Source organism: Halobacterium rubrum, assembly GCF_021729015.1.
Classification (GTDB): domain Archaea; phylum Halobacteriota; class Halobacteria; order Halobacteriales; family Halobacteriaceae; genus Halobacterium; species Halobacterium rubrum.
Genome location: NZ_JAJQQZ010000001.1, coordinates 1,348,373 through 1,366,410 on the forward strand (window position 1 = coordinate 1,348,373; position 18,038 = coordinate 1,366,410).

General features: G+C 70.2%; 15 protein-coding genes. 5 read left to right on the forward strand and 10 right to left on the reverse strand.

The window, feature by feature from the left end:
• Nucleotides 1-114: 114 nt before the first annotated feature.
• The 3 genes from LT971_RS07420 to LT971_RS07430 are packed head-to-tail and all read right to left on the reverse strand — an operon-like array spanning nt 115 to nt 3,219.
• The gene (locus tag LT971_RS07420) at nt 115-810 is read right to left on the reverse strand and encodes a helix-turn-helix domain-containing protein (RefSeq protein WP_237006212.1); all 696 of its coding nucleotides are present in this window, start codon (nt 808-810) and stop codon (nt 115-117) included.
• 43 nt (nt 811-853) lie between these two features.
• Nucleotides 854-2,422 carry an AMP-binding protein gene (locus tag LT971_RS07425; RefSeq protein WP_237006213.1) on the reverse strand — a complete coding sequence of 523 codons (1,569 nt, stop codon included), beginning with the start codon at nt 2,420-2,422 and terminating at the stop codon, nt 854-856.
• Entirely contained in the window at nt 2,419-3,219 is an 801-nt protein-coding gene (locus LT971_RS07430; RefSeq protein WP_237006214.1) for an alpha/beta fold hydrolase, read from the reverse strand. The genes LT971_RS07425 and LT971_RS07430 overlap by 4 nt, the downstream gene beginning before the upstream one ends.
• A gap of 88 nt (nt 3,220-3,307) precedes the next feature.
• Here LT971_RS07430 and LT971_RS07435 point away from each other — a divergent pair, with 88 nt between their 5' ends.
• Both LT971_RS07435 and LT971_RS07440 read left to right on the forward strand, forming a co-directional pair.
• Complete coding sequence (locus LT971_RS07435) at nt 3,308-3,712, forward strand: MaoC family dehydratase (RefSeq protein ID WP_237006215.1); 405 nt, start codon at nt 3,308-3,310, stop codon at nt 3,710-3,712.
• Between the two features lie 81 nt (nt 3,713-3,793).
• On the forward strand, nt 3,794-4,303 hold the full coding sequence (locus LT971_RS07440; RefSeq protein WP_237006216.1) for a GNAT family N-acetyltransferase: 510 nt from the start codon (nt 3,794-3,796) through the stop codon (nt 4,301-4,303).
• On the opposite strand, the gene LT971_RS07445 is transcribed toward LT971_RS07440, so the two are convergent.
• From LT971_RS07445 to LT971_RS16520, 3 genes are read right to left on the reverse strand one after another with little or no spacing between them, the layout of a single operon-like run.
• Nucleotides 4,300-6,048 (reverse strand): hypothetical protein, encoded by a 1,749-nt coding sequence (locus LT971_RS07445; protein ID WP_237006217.1) that lies wholly within the window; start codon nt 6,046-6,048, stop codon nt 4,300-4,302. The genes LT971_RS07440 and LT971_RS07445 overlap by 4 nt on opposite strands.
• A 52-nt stretch (nt 6,049-6,100) precedes the next feature.
• Nucleotides 6,101-6,922, reverse strand: coding sequence for a hypothetical protein (locus LT971_RS07450; RefSeq protein WP_237006218.1), 822 nt, complete (start codon nt 6,920-6,922; stop codon nt 6,101-6,103).
• A 48-nt stretch (nt 6,923-6,970) separates the two neighbouring features.
• On the reverse strand, nt 6,971-8,785 hold the full coding sequence (locus LT971_RS16520) for a S9 family peptidase (protein ID WP_237006219.1): 1,815 nt from the start codon (nt 8,783-8,785) through the stop codon (nt 6,971-6,973).
• Between the two features lie 125 nt (nt 8,786-8,910).
• On the opposite strand from LT971_RS16520, the gene LT971_RS16525 reads away from it, so the two are divergent.
• From LT971_RS16525 to LT971_RS07470, 3 genes are all read left to right on the forward strand, one after another.
• The gene (locus LT971_RS16525; protein ID WP_237006220.1) at nt 8,911-10,068 is read left to right on the forward strand and encodes a thrombospondin type 3 repeat-containing protein; all 1,158 of its coding nucleotides are present in this window, start codon (nt 8,911-8,913) and stop codon (nt 10,066-10,068) included.
• Nucleotides 10,065-12,566, forward strand: coding sequence for a right-handed parallel beta-helix repeat-containing protein (locus LT971_RS07465; RefSeq protein ID WP_237006221.1), 2,502 nt, complete (start codon nt 10,065-10,067; stop codon nt 12,564-12,566). Before LT971_RS16525 ends, LT971_RS07465 begins: the two co-directional genes overlap by 4 nt.
• Nucleotides 12,567-12,635: 69 nt before the next feature.
• Nucleotides 12,636-12,857 carry a hypothetical protein gene (locus tag LT971_RS07470; protein WP_237006222.1) on the forward strand — a complete coding sequence of 74 codons (222 nt, stop codon included), beginning with the start codon at nt 12,636-12,638 and terminating at the stop codon, nt 12,855-12,857.
• 42 nt (nt 12,858-12,899) lie between these two features.
• Here LT971_RS07470 and LT971_RS07475 read toward each other — a convergent pair whose 3' ends face one another.
• The 4 genes from LT971_RS07475 to LT971_RS07490 all read right to left on the reverse strand — a co-directional run bounded on the left by LT971_RS07475 (nt 12,900) and on the right by LT971_RS07490 (nt 17,796).
• Complete coding sequence (locus LT971_RS07475) at nt 12,900-14,216, reverse strand: ABC transporter ATP-binding protein (RefSeq protein WP_237006262.1); 1,317 nt, start codon at nt 14,214-14,216, stop codon at nt 12,900-12,902.
• Between the two features lie 62 nt (nt 14,217-14,278).
• Nucleotides 14,279-15,346, reverse strand: coding sequence for an ABC transporter ATP-binding protein (locus LT971_RS07480; RefSeq protein WP_237006223.1), 1,068 nt, complete (start codon nt 15,344-15,346; stop codon nt 14,279-14,281).
• Between the two features lie 88 nt (nt 15,347-15,434).
• Nucleotides 15,435-16,727, reverse strand: coding sequence for an ABC transporter permease (locus tag LT971_RS07485; protein WP_237006224.1), 1,293 nt, complete (start codon nt 16,725-16,727; stop codon nt 15,435-15,437).
• Nucleotides 16,728-16,785: 58 nt separating this feature from the next.
• Entirely contained in the window at nt 16,786-17,796 is a 1,011-nt protein-coding gene (locus tag LT971_RS07490) for an ABC transporter permease (protein ID WP_237006225.1), read from the reverse strand.
• Nucleotides 17,797-18,038: the final 242 nt, after the last annotated feature.

Here is an 18,038-nt window from a genome sequence, read left to right on the forward strand (position 1 = left end):
TGCAAGTACAGCCGGGTTAACATGTGAACGAGACCCGCAGCGGTCGGCGTTCGACCAGTCGCTATCCCCTGACTGCGGTACGGTGTCTCCCCCGCCCCGTACTCCGCCGGTCGTCTACTCGATGTCGTCGAGCGCCTCGATGACGCGCTGGATCATCTTCTGTTCTCCCCGCCGGAGGTTCTTCGAGACGGCCGGCTTCGAGACGTCGAATCGGTCGGCCAGCGTCCCCAGCGTGGCGTCCCGGGGGTTCTCGTAGTAGCCGTCCGAGACCGCCGCCTCCAGCGTCTGGCGCTCGACGTCCGAGAGATCCTTGCACCCCTCGATGAGCGTCATCGCCGCGCCGGCGTTCTGGACGATCTCGTGGAGTTCGGCCTCGTCGGTGTCCTCGCGGGCGACCACGTCGAACTCGTGGCCGCGCTCGAGGTTGGCGAGCGCGCGGTCGGCCAGCCCGGGGTCGTCGAAGCCGACGTGCCAGGTCTCCGTGCCGGACTCGGCGTAGAACGGGCCCGTGACGTAGCCGTCCTGGTCCCGGAGGACCTCCATCGCCTCGGTCTGCTCGACGACAGTCCGGAACTTCGCGACGTTGTCGACCTTCGAGAACAGTTCGTACTCGTCGACCTCGCCGTGGTCCCGGACGGTGTCCAGGCCCGACTCGAGGCTCGGCCGGTCGGCCGCCTCCGCCACCATCCGGACCTCCGTCGCCCGGGGGCCGGCGTCGCAGTGCACGGAGGAGAACGCGACGTCGTCGCTGTCGCTGGCATGGACGAACGGGCAGTCGTACTGCTCGACCTCCATGCTAACGTTAATCATCGTTTGCTACCTACCCGACAGAGGGACAGCGGACCTAAAACGTTTACTTCCCGGTGTCGCCGAACCGGTCCTCGACGGCTTGCCGGTCGATTTTCGACGGGCCGCTGGTCGGCATCTCGTCGACGAAGGCCAGGTAGTGGGGGTGTTTGAACCCCGCGAGGCGGTCGTCGAGGAACGACGTGAGGTCCGCCAGCGCCAGGTCCTCGTCGCCCTGTACGACGGCCTTCCCGACGGTGCCCCACGTCTCGTCGGGGACGCCGACGACGACGACTTCCTCGACGCCGGGGTGGTCGGCGAGCGCGTCCTCGACCTCCGGCGGATAGACGTTCTCCCCACCGGAGACGTACATGTTCTTCTTCCGGCCTTCGATGTAGTGGTAGCCGTCGTCGTCTACGCGCGCGAGGTCACCAGTCGACACCCAGTAGTCCTCGGCGTCGACGGTCGTCGGGTCGTCGACAGCCGGCACGCCGAAGGCCTCGGCGGTCTCGTCGGGGCTCCGCCAGTAGCCCGCCGCCGCGTGCGGCCCCCGGAGTTCCAGTTCTCCGACCTCGCCCTGCTGGACTTCTTCGCCGTCGTCGTCGACGACGCGCGCGTCGACGTGCATCGCCGGCACGCCGACGCTGTCGGCCTTCTCTCGGCCCCAGCCGTCCGGCATCGCGAAGTTGTTCGGCCCGCACTCGGTGAGGCCGTACCCCTGCGAGAGGTCGACGCCGCGGTCCCAGTAGCGCTCCATCGTCGCGCGCCGGCACGGCCCGCCGCCGCTCTTCGCGAACCGCAGCGTCGAGAGGTCGGTCGCCGCCCAGTCGTCGTGCTCGGTCATCATCCGCAGGACCGCCGGCACCGCCACCAGCACGGACGCGTCGTGGGTCTCGACGAGGTGCAGCACCTCGCCCGGGTCGAAGTCTCGCGCGACGACGACGTGGCCGCCGACGTGGAACAGCGGCATCGTGAGGACGTTCCAGCCGCCAGTGTGGAACATCGGGAACACCATCGGCGTCGCGTCCCCGGGCCGAAGCCCCCACGCAGTCACCGTGTTCGTCGCGTTCCACGCCACGGAGCCGTGGGTCAGGACGGTCTCTTTCGGCGTGCCGGTCGACCCGCCGGTGTGCAGGAACATGAACGGGTCGTCGCCGGACAGGTCGGGGCCGTCGTACGTCGAGCCGTCCTCCGGGACGTGCTCGTCGAAGGCGTCCCACTCGTGGCCGCCGTCGGTCGGCAGCGACAGCACGTCGACATCGTCGGGCAGCGTTCCCGCCACGTCCTCGTCGAAGGGCTCCTCCACGACGACCAGTTCGGGGTCGACGCGCGCCAGCAGCTCCTCGAGCTCGGGCGGCGCGAGCCGGTGCGACAGCGGCGCGAACACCCCACCGGTCTTCCCGCAGGCGAACACGAGGTCCACGAGCTCGGGCCGGTTCCGGGAGACGACGGCGACCCGTTCGCCGTCAGTCACGCCACGGGCCGCCAGCAGGCGCGCCGTCCGGTTCGCCCGCTCGTCCATCTCGCTGTACGTCCACGACTCGCCCGTGGTCGCGTCGGTCAGCGCCGTGCGGTCGGGGGACAGGTCGGCGCGGCGCCCGCTCCAGTCGCCGACCCAGTCGCCGCGTCCGGTCATCGGTCGCCCAGGAAGGACAGAAGGTGGTCGTTCACCGTCTCGGCGTCCTCGATGAAGAACAGGTGTGGGCCGCCCTCGACGAACTCGAGGCGGCTGTCCGGCAGCCGCTCGTCGAGCAGTTCGCTGTTCTCCGCCGGGAGCACGCGGTCCTCGGTGCCGTGCAGCAGCAGGACCGGCACGTCGATGTCGTCGAGGCGGTCGCTCGCGTCGAACGCCGCGACAGCGGCGCCCTGCGCCTCCCGCGCAGCGGGCGGCGCGTCGGAGTCCAGCCGCCAGTCGATAATCCGCTCCAGCAGCTCCTCGTCGTCGGCGAGCCGGTCGGTCATCGCCGGCTCCATCTTGTACTCGATGGCTTCGCGCTCGTCGGCGTCCTCGGGCACGGAGAACATCCGCTCCTGGGTCTCCGGCGGCGTCGGCACGGCGTCCTCGCCGCCCATCGACGTACAGAGCAGGGCCAGCGACTCGGCGCGCTCGAACTCCAGGGCGTACTGCTGGGCGATCATCCCGCCCATGCTCGCGCCGACCACGTGCGCCGATTCGACGCCGGCGTCCTCGAGGACGGCGTCGATGTCCGCCGCCATCTCCGCAATCGTGTACGGACCGTCGGGAGCGTCGGAGTCCCCCGTCCCCCGGTTGTCGGGGAGCACCACGTCGTACGTTTCGGCGAGCGCGTCGCGCTGCCAGTTCCACATCCAGCGGCCGTAGCCCAGGCCCTCCACGAGCACGACAGTCTCGGCGTCCCGCGGCCCGTCCCGCTCGTAGGCCAGCGTCACGCCGTCGCGCGTTACCGTCTCCATGCGAGAGTCATACAGGACTGCCGTAATCAACCCCCCGTTTCACATGTTAACCGGGGCGTTTTCGACGGTGCCGCGACGAGGGAGGGATATGCCAGTCGCGTCCGTCGGCGACACCGCCGAGTCGGCCGTCACCGTCACCGAAGAGACCATCGAGGCGTACGCCGACCTCTCCGGCGATCACAACCCCATCCACGAGGACCCCGAGTACGCCAGCGAGACGATGTTCGGCGGCCGCATCGCCCACGGGATGCTGTCGGCGGGCCCGGTCAGCGCCGCGCTCGCGGAGCTGCCCGGGGACATCATCTACCTCTCCCAGGACCTCGCGTTCGAGAACCCCGTCTACCCGGGCGACACCGTCACCGCCACCGTCGAAGTCGTCGAGACCCTCGGCGACGACCGGATTCGCGTCGACACCACCGCAGAGACCGACGACGGCGACGTCGTCGTCTCGGGCGAGGCGGTCGTGCTCTCGGTCCCCCACCAGAGCGACTGAGCGGCCAGCCGGCAGGCAGACGACCCGGTCACCGTCTGTCCGACCACCACGCTCTTTGCTCGGCGCGCGGACCCGTCTACCGTGGTCACTGTCCGTCCCGCCGACCCCGCCGACCGCCAGCGAATTCGAGAGTGCCACGTCGCAGCCATCCGTGCGTTCGGCCCCGACGCCTACGACGACCGGCAGGTCGCGGCGTGGGCCGACAAGGGCGACCCCGAGGACGACTACCCGGTCGAGCAGGACGGCCACTACTTCGTCGTCGCCGAGCGCGCCGACGCCGACGAGACCGCTGCCGACGGCGACGGCGAGGTGGCCGGGTACGGCCACCTCGTCCCGACTGAACGGGCGGTTCGCGCGGTCTACGTCCACCCCGAGGCAGCCGGCGACGGCGTCGGCACCGCGCTGCTCGACGCGCTCGAATCGAGAGCCCGCGACCTCGACCTCGACGCGCTCACGCTCCACGCGTCGCTGAACGCCGTCGAATTCTACGAACGGGCGGGCTACGAGCCTGCGGACAGAGAGACGTACTCCACCGTCCACGGCGGCGAGACTGTCGAACTCGACATCGTCCGGATGGAGAAACAGCTCTAGTACCGGGGGTCCCGCGGGCCGTCGTCCGGCCCGCCTACGTCGGGGCCGCCAGCGCCGCCCTCGCGCTCCCCGGGCAGGACGCCCGGGTCGGGGCTGCCGACGGCGTTCGGGTCCGTCTCGGTGAGGAAGTCGTGGAGCGCCGGGATGTCCGCGAGGCTCGGCCCGCGGTCGTCGCCGGCCAGCGACTGGCGGGCCGCCACGGCCGCGCGCTCGCGGCCTCCGAGCGCGTCGTCGCCCCGTGAGTCAGGTTCGCCGCCCGCCGATTCGCCGTCATCGTCCTGCGCGAGCTTCTCGCGGACGCGGTCGACGGACCGGTCGAATCCCACCGCTTCGTAGCGCTCCAGCGCGGCTTCGAGGTGCGACCGGCGCTCGGCCGGGTTCTCCGTCTGGATGGCGCGGCGCTCGTGGCGCTGCGCGCCGAGGTGTGCGACCATCTCCTCGCGGCGGGACTCGGGCACGTCCGTGTCGGCGAGCGTCGCTTCGCCGTCGTCCAGCGCCGCGACAGCGGCGTCGTGGTCGCCGTTCGCCGAATGCATGTTCGACGCGACGACCGCTCGCGTGTACGCCGGCTCCCACGGGTCGAGGAACTCGCGAGCCTCGGCGACCTCGTGGGCGTCCTCGAACGCCTCGATTGCGAGCGCGTGGGTCCGGCTCGTCCGGTGGCGGTGGCCGCGAGCGCGAGCGCGCTCGAAGCGACTGTGGCCGACGACCCACTCGAGCCCGACGTCCCGGCCCGCGGTCTCGGCGGCGTCGAACAGGAGTTCGTCGACGCGGCTGTCGCCGCGGTCGACCTCGGCCGTCCAGTACAGCGCGTTCGCCAGCACGTACGCGAACGCCTCCGGGGACTGGTCGGCGGCTGTCGGCACGACCCCGCGCCACGCCTCGCCGCGGTCCCAGTAGTCCGCCGCTTCGGCGTCCGCCTTCGCCGCCTCGAAGGTCTTCTCGGCCGGCCACCCGACGGCCAGGCGCTTCGCGGCTCCGACGCCGCCAGTTACGGTGGCCTGTGCGAGTAGCGCGGCGAAGAACTCGCCGTCCCCGCGTTCGGCCAGCGCCCGGGCGTCGAAGCCGTGGTCGTCGAGGAACGCCCGGGCACCCCGCGGCGTCTCGGCCGCGAGGTGCATCGCGTCCGCGACCACGTCCACCAGCGACACGTCCCCGATGGCGTCGACGCCGTCGAGGCCCGCTGCGAGCGCGACGAGTTGCTCTCGGTCGTCTGCGGTCGGACCGGCTGGCGTCGCCGGGACGGCCCGCAGGAAGTCGTACCGGCGGGCGTGCAGGTCATCTGCGGCGCTGCCCGACGCCTCCGTCACGGCGTCCAGCAGGTCGACGAGGCCGTCCGTCGCCAGGAACTCGCCGGCTGCGAACGCGAGCGCGACCACGCTGCCGGCCTCCCGGGACAGCGCTCTCGCCGCGCCGGCGTCGCCGTCCAGCGCCGCCTCGAGGCGGTCCGCGAACGCCGGGCCGGGCAGCCAGAGGCTCGCCGTGCCGTCCCCGGTGGTGAGCCGGAGTCTCGCGAGCCCGACACCGGCGGGGAGGGCGACGGTCACGACGCCCGCCTCGTCCACCTCGGCGACCGAGGCGGCCTCGGCGTCGACCGCTGCGTCCGTCACGCGCACCGAGCAGTCCACACGGAATCGCCGCTCGCCGCCGCCGTCCTCGGGGAGTTCGTGGTCGCCGACGACGCGCGTGACAGTCGCCACCGCGTCGCCCGGGAGCGGACGCTCCCAGCGGAACCGCTGCGTCATGGACGTCCAGTAGCCAGCCCGCGGCTTTCAGGCCTCCGGACTCGGCGCGTCCTCAGCTGTCCCTGAGCACCCGGCTGACGCGCTCGGCCACCGCCGACCGGAACGTCTCCTCGTCGACGGCGCCGCTGTCGCCGAACAGCCTGGCGTACTCGCGGCGGGCGAGTTCGGCGACGACGCGGTCGGTCACGGCCGAGACGTCGGCGCTTGCGCTCCCGTCCGCGACGCGCCCGGCCGCGGCCTCGATTCGCTCGTCGGTCGCGACGGCCTCGGCCACGGTCTCGGGGCCGTCTCGAAGCGGCTCGGGTGGCTCCCAGTCGCCGAGCAGCTTCGCACGGTCGCCGGTCTTGTTCCGGACGAGAACGCCCGCAGCGGGGCCGTCGCGGTACGCCGACTTGGGACGGTCGTAGCCCTCAGGGTCGAAGCTGTCGGCCCGGAGCTCCTTCGCCACGGCGTTGAGGGGGGTCAGTCCGAGCCGGTCGAACAGCGCTTCGGCAGCGTCGGGCGGTCGGAAGCCGCTGTCTGCCATCCAGACGTCGACGCCGAGGAACGGCGGCGTCCGGTCCCAGTCGTAGGCGACGCCCTCGTTGCGGGTCGCCACGCCGAAGAAGACGGCGTCAGAGACGTCGTCCAGCGCCGCCCTGAGCGCCGACCTGTCGAACGCCTCCCGGACGTGCGCGACCGCTCGCTCGTAGCCCACGGGGATGTCGCCGTCGTCGAAGACGTGCCGGTCGTTGCCGAACGCCAGCAGGCCCGACTCGGTCAGCTGGAATCGAAGCGGGCCGCCGACGACCCACTCCTGGAGCCAGAGGTGGCCGCCGTCGAACAGCGACGCCGGGGCGTTTTCGACCGAGGGGACGGTTGGGAACGGCTGCACTGCCGGCGATTCACTCTCTGCTGGGGTAAGCGTTGTGTCGCCCCGGGGTCAGAGCCGGTCGTCGAGGAAGGACCCGAGCAGCTGGAACGTCCGGATCTTCTGCTCCTGGTCGCCCGAGCCGTGGCCCTCCTCGTCGAGTTCGTGGTACTCGAACTCCTCGCCGACCGTCCAGTCGAGCTCCGACTGGAGGGCGTCCCGGAACAGCCGCGCCTGCGAGATGGGGCACCGCGGGTCGTTCACGCCGTGGACGACGCACAGCGGCGGTTCGGCGTCGGCGACGTGCTCGACGGGCGACCGGTCGCGCCACAGGTCGTGGTTCTGTTCGGGGTCGCCCATCTGGCGGCGCAGACTCGTCTTGAAGTGTGGCATGTCCTCCTCGTAGAGCGCGTGCAGGTCGGTGATGCCGACCCGGGCGACCACGCCGTCCCACACCTCGGGGTAGTGGACGAGCTGGCAGTACGCCGAGTAGCCGCCGTAGGAGGCGCCGGTGACGCCGATGCGGTCGGCGTCGACGCCGTCGCGGGCTGCCAGCCAGCGTCCGGCCGCCGCGACGTCCTCCTGTTCGGCGCCGCCCCAGTCGCCCCGGATGGCGTCCTTGAACGCGCGACCCCGCCCCGTCGACCCCCGGTAGTTCGGCCGGAAGACGGCGTAACCCTGCGTCGCGAGGAACTGGACGGTGGTGTTGAACCGCCGCATCGACTGCCAGTGGGGGCCGCCGTGGACCTGCACGACACCGGGAGCCTCGCCGCCGTCGAGGTGCGAGGGCTCGTACAGCAGACCACCGATCTCGGTGCCGTCGGGGGACTCGTAGGTGTGGTACGTCGCGTCGACGAAGGTGTCGGTGTCGAGGTCGCCGTAGTCGGCTGGCTGCACTGTCGTCGCCTCGTCGCTGGCCAGATCGTAGGTGATTGCGCTGGGGCGTTCGGCGGCGGTCTGGTGGGTGAACACGACCGTGCGGTCGTCGAGGAACGGGTCGGCTCGCGCGCCCATTCCGCAGGGCCACGTGACGCCGTCGGCGAGGTCGAGTTCGTGTCCCTCGCCCGTCTCGAGGTCGTAGACGAGCGGGACGGCGCTGGCGTCGCGCTTCCGGGTCACCAGCGCGTACCGGCCGTCCGGCGACAGTGAACTGGCCTCTTCGGGGTGGTCGCCGTCCGAGAGCCAGTCGACGCTGTCGGTGGCGAGGTCGTAGACGCCGGCCCGGTGGACGCCGGTGGCGTCGTCGCCGACGAGCAGCCGGTCGCCGTCGGGGTGCCAGTCGGCGACGACGGTCTCCGAGTCGGGTTCGCCGACGTCGAGGCGCTGCTGTTCGTCGTTCTCCTCGTCGAGCAGGAACGCCTCGTAGCCCTCGATGTTCTCGGGGTGGACGCCGATTACCGCCAGTCGGCTGCCTGATGGCTCGGGGTGCGCGGCGTACACTGGCGTGTCACGGTCGGTGAGCTGTCGCTGCTCATCGGCGTCGGCGTCGTACCGGTGGAGGTTCAGCTGACCGCTTTCGGTCGCGGCGAACAGGAGGTCGCGGCCGTCGGTCGCCAGGAGGTTGTTCTGGCCGTCGAGGGCGACGACGGTCTCGTGGTCGCCGTCCCGGGTGGCGGCACAGAGGTCGTACTGTTCGTCGCCGGCGTCGTCGCGGTGGTAGTAGACGCGCTCGCCGTCGTCGCTCCAGAGCAACGGGAGGGCGGTGCTCCGTGGAAGTTCGCCGTCGCTGAGCTGGGTGACGTCGCCGGTTGCGAGGTCGCGGAGGTGGAGTTCGTTCCGGCCGGTGTCGTCCCAGACGAACGCGATTGCGTCGCCGTCCGGGGCTGGCGTCGGCTGGGCGACGGTGGGGAGTCGTGCGACTGCCTCGAGGAGGTCGTCGTCTGTCACGCACTCACACTGACAGGACAGGGACAAAACTCCCCGGGTAGGCGACAGTTTCGCGCCCGTTCTGGTCGTTCTGACCCATCGCGGCCACCACTATGTTCAAGTACGCCACGCTTAGAGTCAGAGTCGTGTTCAGGTCACGCCGCCGTGTCGTCACGGTCGTCGTCGCGCTTGTCGTCGCCGGTCTCGCTGTCGGGGCGGTCCCGGCGGCCGTCGGTGACGACGCCGACTCCGGCGTGGTCGACGTGGCAGTTACGGGGGAAGGCGCGGCGACCGTCGAGAACGACCAGCAGTTCGTCTGGCGGGACAGACAGACAGACGTCGTGGCGACGGTCGTCGACTACGTTCGACAGTCCGACAGCCGGTACGACACGTACTGGGTGCGGCTGACCCGGGACGGCGACCGGGAGTACCAGCCCCGGACGGACGATTCAATCGCCGTCGAGGAGGTGACGCTGCGGGAACTCGAAGAGCGGAACGTGACGCTGTCGGTGCCGTCGGGCGAGCTGTCGACGGGCGTCCACGAACTCCACGTGTCGATGTACGAGCCGTCGACGGGTGCGAACGTCCGGGTCAACGAGACGACGGTGTCGGTCCGGGTGGTCAAAGAGAGCGGCGACCTCGACCGTGACGGCCTGCGGAACGTCGACGAGGTCAGCGAGGGGACCGAACTGCTGACCGCCGACACCGACGAGGACGGCCTCGAGGACGGTGTGGAAGTCCACGTGTTCGGGAGCGACCCGACGGTTGTCGACACTGACGACGACGGCGTGCCGGACGCCGACGAGGTCCAGAACGCGACCGCGCCCGACCTCGTGGACACCGACGACGACTCGCTCGTGGACCTCGGGGAGATTCTGAACCGGACGTCGCCGTCCGCCGAGGACACCGACCTCGACGGGCTGCCCGACCCGGTCGAGCGGGAGCTCGGTACGGACCCGCGAGAGCGGGACACCGACGGTGACGGGCTCGCAGACGCGGTGGAGGTTGGCGTCTACGGCACCGACCCGACGGCGACCGACACCGACGACGACGGGCTCACCGACGGGGAGGAGGTCCAGCGCTTCGGTACGGACCCCACCGACGCCGACACCGACGGCGACGGGACGCCGGACGGCCGCGAGGTGCTCGCGGGCACCGACCCGACGGAGGCACCCACTGACGACGGCGACGGCGGTGGTGACGGCAGTGAGAGCGGCGCGCTGTTCGGTGCGTTGACGCCGGTGCAGGAGCTCGGCGCCGTGCTGGCGCGAGTGGTGACGGGAATGGTGGGTGGTGGCCTGTGACCCGGCGGCCGGTCGCGGCGGTCGCCGCCGTGGTCGTGGGCGTCGCCGTCGTCGCGGGAATCGGGCTGGCGGTCGGGGCGGCGCCGGGCGCCGGTGCCAGCCCGACGTTCGTCGAGGAGAACGTCACGTCGGACACCACGTGGGCTGCCGACGACGGCCCGTACGTCGTCACGACTGACGTGACGGTCGCCGACGGCGCGACGCTCACCGTGGACGCGGGAACCACCGTGCAGGTCGCCGACGGAGCGCGAATCACGGTCGCGGGGAGTCTGGTCGCGACCGGGACGGCCGAGGACCCCGTGGCGTTCACGACGGCCCGACCGGACCCCCAGCCCGGGTCGTGGGACACCATCGAGTACACCGGCGACGGCGACTCGCGGCTCCGGCTCGCGAACACGACCGTCGAGTACGCGAACACCGGCATCTCCATCGAGTCGACTGCGGGCCGGGTGACGGTCCGCGACTCGACGCTGCGCGAGCACGTCCGCGCCGGCGTCACCGCGACGGAACGCGAGGGCACGCCGCGGCTCCGGCTCGTGGACTCCCGGGTCGCAGGGACCAGCTACGCCGGCCTCGCCATCGAGGTGCCGGCGACGAACCCTCACGTCGACCGCGTGTCGAACGTCGCCGTCCGCGGCACCGACTTCGTGGACACCGGCCAGTACGGCGTGCTCGTGCGCTCGCGCCACGTCCGTGACGTGGCGGTCACTGGCGGCTCTGTGACGGGCTACGAGGCCGGAGGCGTGGTGGTCTCGACCGGCGAACGCGTCGCCGAGGTGCCGACGGAGAACACGCGCAGTGTCTCCGACCTCGCGGTCCGCGGCGCATCGTTCGCCGACGGAACCGGGCACGGCGTGACCGTCGAGAGCGGCCACCTCGACGAGGTCGCCGTCGCCGACAACGAGATCCGTCGAATCGACGGTGCCGGCGTCAGCGTCCAGCGCGCGGCGGACCTGGACGACGTCTCGCTGTCCGACAACACCGTCTCGGAGGCGACGACCGGCATCTCGCTCACGCACCGCCGCGGCTCCGGGCCGGTGATGAGCGTCTCCGTCGAGGCGTCCGGCAACGACCTCCGGAACAACGACCGGGCCGGCCTCGACGTGGACACCGACCTGCTGACTGTCGACCGGTTCGCCGTCCGGAACAACACGCTCGCCCAGAACGGCGGCGACGGCGCGCGCGTCTCGACGCCGATGCTCACGGCCGCCACGGTCGCGGACAACGTCGCCCGGCAGAACGGCGGTAGCGGCGTCGAACTGGTCGCCGGTCGCGTAGAGGGCGTCTCGGTCACCGGCAACACGCTGGCCGCGAACGGGGACGGTGGCCTCCGCGTCCGTGCGGCGAGCGACCTCGGGCCGGTGACCGTCGCCGGCAACGACCTGCTGGACAACGCCGGCGCCGGCGCCAGCGTCGCCGGTTCGACCGCAGACGGACCGGTCGCCGTCCGCAACAACACGGTCGCCGCGAACACGGTCGGCGTCCGGCTGACCGGGCCGTCGCCCGTGCGCGTGACGAACAACACGGTGGCGTTCAACACCCGCAGCGAGGGCCGCGAGGAGACGTTCGACACCGTCGGTCCCGCGACGGGCGTCGTCGTCGCCAACGGCTCCGGGGCCGGGAGCGTGACGGACAACGACGTCTACGGGCACATCGTCGGCTTGCGCGCCGAGACCGAGGGGACGCTGGACGTGGAGGACAACTACTGGGGCGCCGAAAACGGCCCGTTCTACGCGAGCGTGAACCCCGATGGCGACGGGAACGCCGTCGAGAGCGAGGGCAGCGCGGCGGACATCGTGCCGTTCTCGTCGTCCAGCCACCACGACGAACTGCGGCGCCCGAGCGCGGTGCTCGAAGCCAACCGGACCGTCGCGCCGACAGGCGGCGACGTCCGGTTCTCCGCGGCGGCCTCGGACGTCGACGCTACCGGTGATGACGTGACGTACCACTTCGTCGTCGACGGCGAGCCGCTCCCGCCGCAGTCGTCGCCGGTCGTCACTCGCGCCTTCGACGCGAACGGAACCCACGAGGTCGTCGTCACCGTCGAGGACGACAACGGCGTGGAGAGCGTCCCCCAGGGCGCAGTTACGGTGGACGTGCAGAACGCGAGCGAGTTCGACACGACCACGACGGCACCGACGACGACCGAGCCCGGTGGCGGGAACGCCACGACCACGACGGCCCCGCCAGCCGGCAGTGACGACGGCGGCGACGGCGACCAGTCGCTGGTGTCCAGCCTCCTCTCGCTGTTCGGGCTGCTCGGGGGTCTGCTGTACATCGCCGCGCTCGCGCTCGGCGCCTACGGCACGTGGGCGACCATGCAGGGCGACGGCCCGCCGACCCGCGGCCGGAACATCCACGCGCTCGCGGGCCTCGCCGTGCTCGTTTGGCTGCTCGGGTGGCTGCTCGGTCAGGGGCCGCTGCTGTTCGTTGGGCTCGGCGCAGCAGTGCTGTGGGGTGGCCTCACGGGCGTCCTCTACGTGCTCGCGACGCGCTGACAGCCCGCCATCCGTCCGGCTTGGCCACCCCGGGAACACTTATTCTCTGGCAGCTTGTACGATGCACACATGGCCCGCAGCGTCTGGGAGGTGTTCCTCGCCATGTTCGGCGACGGGCCGGAGAGCGACGAGGACGCCGAGGCCAGCGACGACGAGAGCCGCTTTGGCCCCTCCCCACTGGACCTGTCCGTCCGCATCGGTCACGGCGGCTCGGAGAGCGAGCGAGTGCGTGCACTCGCGGAAATAGACGAGCGGGCGCGAGAAATCGAATCCGAGCGCCGCGACAACTGACCGCCGGACCGGAAAGTCGGCTCGCAGCCGAGTGGGTTTGCGTTACTCCAGTTCGACGGCTTCGACCGACTCGTAGTCGCTTGTGAGCCGCAGACAGGACGCCGTGTGGTCGTCGGTCTCGCCGACGTCGACGGCTTCCGGCGCTTCGCTGGCGCACGGCGTCGCGAGCAGCGACAGCTCGTCGGCGGCAGCCGCCACGTTCCCGTCGGCGAGCTCGGCGAGTGCGTCCCGGAGCGCGCTGTCCACGCGCGTGCTGCCCGTCCGCTCGGGGAGGTCGTCCTCCTCGCGCAGCTCCTCCACGAGGTCCTCACGAGGGACGTCACTGGGGTCGATGCCCTGCTGTTCGGCGAGCAGCTCCCGGACGCCCTCGACGGACTCCTCGGTCACGATGCCCCGGGTGAGGCGCTTCGTGAACTGCAGCAGCCGCACGTACGTCTGCTGGTCGAGGTCCAGCTCGCTGGGCTGGACGACCGCCGGACACCGCGTGTGGAACCGGCAGCCCGTCGGCGGATTCGACGGGTCGGGAACGTCGCCGTGGAGTTCGATGCCATCGCCACGCTGGGTCGGGTCCGGCACCGGAATCGAGGACACGAGCGCCTTCGTGTACGGGTGCGCGGTCGACGTGAACACCTCCTCCGTCGGTCCGATCTCGACGATCTCACCGAGGTACATCACGGCCACCCGGTCGCAGACCTCGCGGATGACGCCGAGGTCGTGGCTGATGATGCACATGGTCAGCCCGAACTCCTCCTGGAGGCGGTCGATGAGCCCCAGCACCTCCGACTGGATGGAGACGTCGAGCGCGCTGACCGGCTCGTCGGCGACGATCATGTCGGGGTTCACGGCGAGCGCTCGCGCGAGCGCGATGCGCTGCTTCTGCCCGCCGGAGAACTCGTGTGGGTAGGCGTCGATGTGGCCGGCCGACATTCCGACGCGCTCCAGGAGGTCTTCGGCGATCTCTCGGCGGTGGGCGGACTCCCGGAGCCCCTGGACCCGCAGCGGCTCCGTGATGGAGTCCCCGATGGACATCCGCGGGTCGAAGGAGCTGCTGGGGTCCTGGAACATCATCTGAATCTCGCGGCGCCAGCGCTTCAGGCGGGCGTCGTCGAATCCCGTGACGTCCTGGTCGCCCTTCCAGTACACGCTGCCGGCGGTCGGCTCCTGCAGTCGGATCATCGTCTGGGCGAGCGTCGACTTCCCGCAGCCCGACTCGCCGACGATGCCGAGCGTCTCGCCCTCGCGGACGTCGAAGCTCACGCCGTCGACGGCCCGCACTGGCGTGCTCTCACCCAAGAACCCGCTGCCGCTGTCGAAGTACTTCTGGAGGCCGCGGACCGAGAAAATCGCGTCCTCGGGGATGTCGTCGACGCGGTGGTCTTCGTCCGTGGCCGACTCCTTGCGGCCCCGGAGGAAGTCGAGGTTCACGACTCGTCACCCCCGATGGCGCCGGTGACTCCGTCGAGCTCGCCGGGGTCACCGTCCGGCGCGTGGTGGACGCAGGAGACGGTGTGGTCGTCGGAGCCGACGGGGTACTCGGGTGGCTGGTCGCCCTCGATGCACTCTTCGGTGACGGCCGGACACCGCTCCGCGAACCGGCAGCCGGCCGGCGGATTGAACGGGTCCGGGAGGTCGCCAGGAATCCCCTCCAGTCCGCCGGACCCCGGCAGGCAGTCCAGTAGCGCCGCCGTGTAGGGGTGTTCCGGCGACTCGAAGAGGTCGAAGACGTCGTCGCGCTCCATCACCTTCCCCGCGTACATCACGAGCACGCGGTCGGCGATCTGCGCGACGACGCCGAGGTCGTGCGTGACGAAGATGACGGACATGTCGTGGCGTTCCTGGACGTCGTTCAGGAGGTCCAGGATCTGCTTCTGGATGGTGACGTCCAGCGCCGTCGTCGGCTCGTCGGCGATGAGCAGGTCCGGTTCGCCCGCCAGCGCCATCGCGATGACGACGCGCTGCTTCATGCCGCCCGAGAGCTCGTGGGGGTAGTCTCCGAGGTGGGTGACGGGCTCCGGGATGCCGACCTCGCCCAGCAGGTCGACGACGCGGTCCCGGATTGCCGACCCCTCGAGGTCGGTGTGCAGTTCGACCGCCTCCCGGACCTGATTCCCGATGGTGTAGACGGGGTTCAGCGCCCCCTGCGGGTTCTGGAAGACGTGTGCGATGCGGTTGCCCCGGTACTCCTTGAGGCGATCGTCCGAACACGACGTGAGGTCGGTGCCGTCGAACTCCACCGAGCCGCCGCGGATGAACCCCGGCGGCGACCGGAACAGCCGCGTAATCGCCTCACAGGAGATGGTCTTGCCGGAGCCGGACTCGCCGACGATGCAGAGCGTCTCGCCCTCGCGGACGTCGAAGCTCACGCCGTCGACGGCGTGCACGGTGCCTCCGTCGGTGTCGAACTGCACGACGAGGTCCTCCACCGAGAGGAGAACGTCGTCGTTGCGGCTCGCCGCGTCCGTCGCGTCGGGGGTAGTCTGCGTGCTCATGAACGGATGCCTCCCGGGCTGACGCGCCCGAGCGTCGTGGTCGTCTGCAGCGACTCGCTCGGCGACGCCGGGTCACTGATCGCCGCCATCAGCTCTCACCTCCGACGTTCCGCGGGTCGAGTGCATCTCGCAGCGCGTCCCCGACGAAGTTGAACGCGAGGATGGTGAAAAACAGGAAGATGCCGGGGAGCGTCGAGATCCAGACGGCACGGTCGAGGTCCCGGCGCCCGCTCGCGATGACCTCGCCCCACGACGGGATGGTCGGGTCGCCGAGTCCGAGGAACGCCAGTGCCGCTTCGAAGAGGATGAGCGACGGGATGAGCAGCGAGACCGCCGTGATGACGGAGTTGCTGACGTTCGGCAGCAGGTGGCGGCGAATCACCGACCACGTCCCCGCGCCCGTGTTCTCCGAGGCGAGGACGTACTCCTCTTCGCGGCGCTGCAGGGCCTCCGAGCGGACGATGCGTGCGATGCCGCCCCACCCGAACAGCCCGAAGATGACGATCATGTTGAACAGCGACCCGCCGAACATGAACGTGACCAGCAGGTACAGGAAGAACGTCGGGAACGTGATCTGGATGTCCACGTACCGCATCAGAATCTCGTCCATCCAGCCGCGCGAGTAGGCGGCCAGCAGGCCGACAGCGGACGCGACGAGGATGACGAGGAACGAGCCGATGAGCCCGACTTGCATCGAGATCTTCATCCCGTAGATGACCGAGACGAGGATGTCTTTGCCCTGCGCGGTCGTGCCGAACGGGTGCTCCCAGGTCCCGTGGCAGCGCCCGTTGATGGTCTCCCCGACACAGGAGACGGGGACGCCCGAGTCGACGGACATGAACACCGGCGGCTGGTACGCCTCCAGCGGCGCGACCTTCGGCGTGTTCAGGAACAGCGGCCCGACGGTCCCGATAGCGAAGATGACCGCGAGCCAGACGAGGCTCAGAACGGCGAGCCTGTTCTTCCGGAACTCCCGCCAGTAGTACATCGTCATCCGGCGGTCCCGCACGAGCGGGACGATGGCCTTGAAGACGACGAACAGCAGCGTCAGCGCGTACAGCCACGTCAGCGGCGTGATGACGCCGACGACGGGGAACGAGAACGCGCCGCCCGTCTCCCGGGCGAGCAGTCCGAGCACCGGGACGTCGGGGATTTCGGGAGCGAACCGCCAGTACGCGTCGAAGAGGAGCCCACTGACGAGCACCGTTAGCAGCCCCCACCACAGCGCCGTCAGCGGCGGGACGCGCCGCGAGTCCGCCTCGATGGCCGTCCAGTCGATGTCCTCGAAGGTCCGGCGGTTGCTCGAGACGACGTCTTCACCGGCGCCGTCGGTTCGAACGCCGCTGTCACCGCCTGGAGCGTCGTCGCCGTCGGCGCTCATCGTTCACCCCCGTCCTGTGCCGTCGTCGCCTGCGTCTGTTGTCGCTGTGTCGTGGTCGTCATTCGTCGTCACCGAAGGAGATCCGCGGGTCGAGGTACGCGTAGCTGAGGTCCTGTGCGAGGTTGCCGACGATGGCGATGAACGTCGGCACGAAGATGGTGCCGAACACCAGCGCCGTGTCCTGATTGATGATGGCGTTGTACGACAACGTCCCGAGGCCGGGGATGCCGAAGACGACTTCGACGAGGTACGACCCGACGAAGATGATGCCGAGCAGGTCCCCGACCAGCAGGGTCGCGAGCGGAATCGACGCCGGCCGCAGGATGTGCTTGAGGACGATCATGCGGTCGGAGACGCCCTTCGCTCGCGCCGTCTTCACGAAGTCGGCTTCGACGTATTCGAGCGCTTCCGCCCGAGAGTACCGCATCAGGCTCGCGATGGACCCCGTTGTCAACACGACGACGGGGAGAATGAGCTGGCGGAGGTTCGCCAGCGAGAAGACGCCGCCGAGCGTGAGATTGCCCGCTGCGTTCTGTGCGACGCCCGTGTCGAACAGGATGGGGACCCAGTTCAGGACAGTCCCGAAGAAGACGAGCAGGATGATTGCGAACCAGAAGTTCGGGATGGAGATGCCCATGAACGCGAACAGCGTCGCCGCGTAGTCCTCACGGGAGTACTGGTTCAGGGCGCTGTACAGGCCGATGGTCATTCCGAGCACGGTCGAGATGATGAGCGACGGGACGCCGTACATCATCGACCACGGAATCGCCGTCGCCAGCGCCTCGGTCACGGGCTGGCTCCGGTACGTCGACCAGCCCCAGTTCCCCGAGACGATGTTCGAGAGGAACTCCGTGTACTGCGCCCACAGCGTCCCCGTGTCGCCGCGAAGCCGCTTCGCGGTCTCGAGGGCCTGTTCGGGGTCGCCGCCTGACTGTGCGGCCGAGAACTGGAGCTGTGCGTACTGGGCGTTCGGGGTGAACTCCATCAGCACGAAGGTGATGGTGAGAATCACCCAGGTCGCGACGCCCGCCCACAGCAGCCGGGAGACGAGGTAGCCCCACTTCTTCACGGCGCACCACCACCACTGTGGCTGCTGCACCCGCTGTGGGTGCCGGGCCCGCTGTGGTCGTTGTTTCTGTCGCCAGTGCTATCGCTGGCGGCCGTGAGCGCGTTCGCGGTAGTGCGCGCACCGTGCCGCCTGTCGTGTCGTCTGTCTCTGTCTTCGGCGTCGTCTGCAGTCATGTATTCAAACTGTCGTTCGTTGTCGGGCGCCAGTACCTCGCGTCCTGCAGGTGCCGTGCGTCGAGTCTC

Excerpts from the sequence above, each read along its gene's own strand:
- LT971_RS07420 (WP_237006212.1), bottom strand. The coding sequence starts at position 810 with ATGATTAACGTTAGCATGGAGGTCGAGCAGTACGACTGCCCGTTCGTC.
- LT971_RS07425 (WP_237006213.1), bottom strand. The coding sequence starts at position 2,422 with ATGACCGGACGCGGCGACTGGGTCGGCGACTGGAGCGGGCGCCGCGCC.
- LT971_RS07430 (WP_237006214.1), bottom strand. The coding sequence starts at position 3,219 with ATGGAGACGGTAACGCGCGACGGCGTGACGCTGGCCTACGAGCGGGAC.
- LT971_RS07435 (WP_237006215.1), top strand. The coding sequence starts at position 3,308 with ATGCCAGTCGCGTCCGTCGGCGACACCGCCGAGTCGGCCGTCACCGTC.
- LT971_RS07445 (WP_237006217.1), bottom strand. The coding sequence starts at position 6,048 with ATGACGCAGCGGTTCCGCTGGGAGCGTCCGCTCCCGGGCGACGCGGTG.
- LT971_RS07470 (WP_237006222.1), top strand. The coding sequence starts at position 12,636 with ATGGCCCGCAGCGTCTGGGAGGTGTTCCTCGCCATGTTCGGCGACGGG.
- LT971_RS07480 (WP_237006223.1), bottom strand. The coding sequence starts at position 15,346 with ATGAGCACGCAGACTACCCCCGACGCGACGGACGCGGCGAGCCGCAAC.
- LT971_RS07485 (WP_237006224.1), bottom strand. The coding sequence starts at position 16,727 with ATGAGCGCCGACGGCGACGACGCTCCAGGCGGTGACAGCGGCGTTCGA.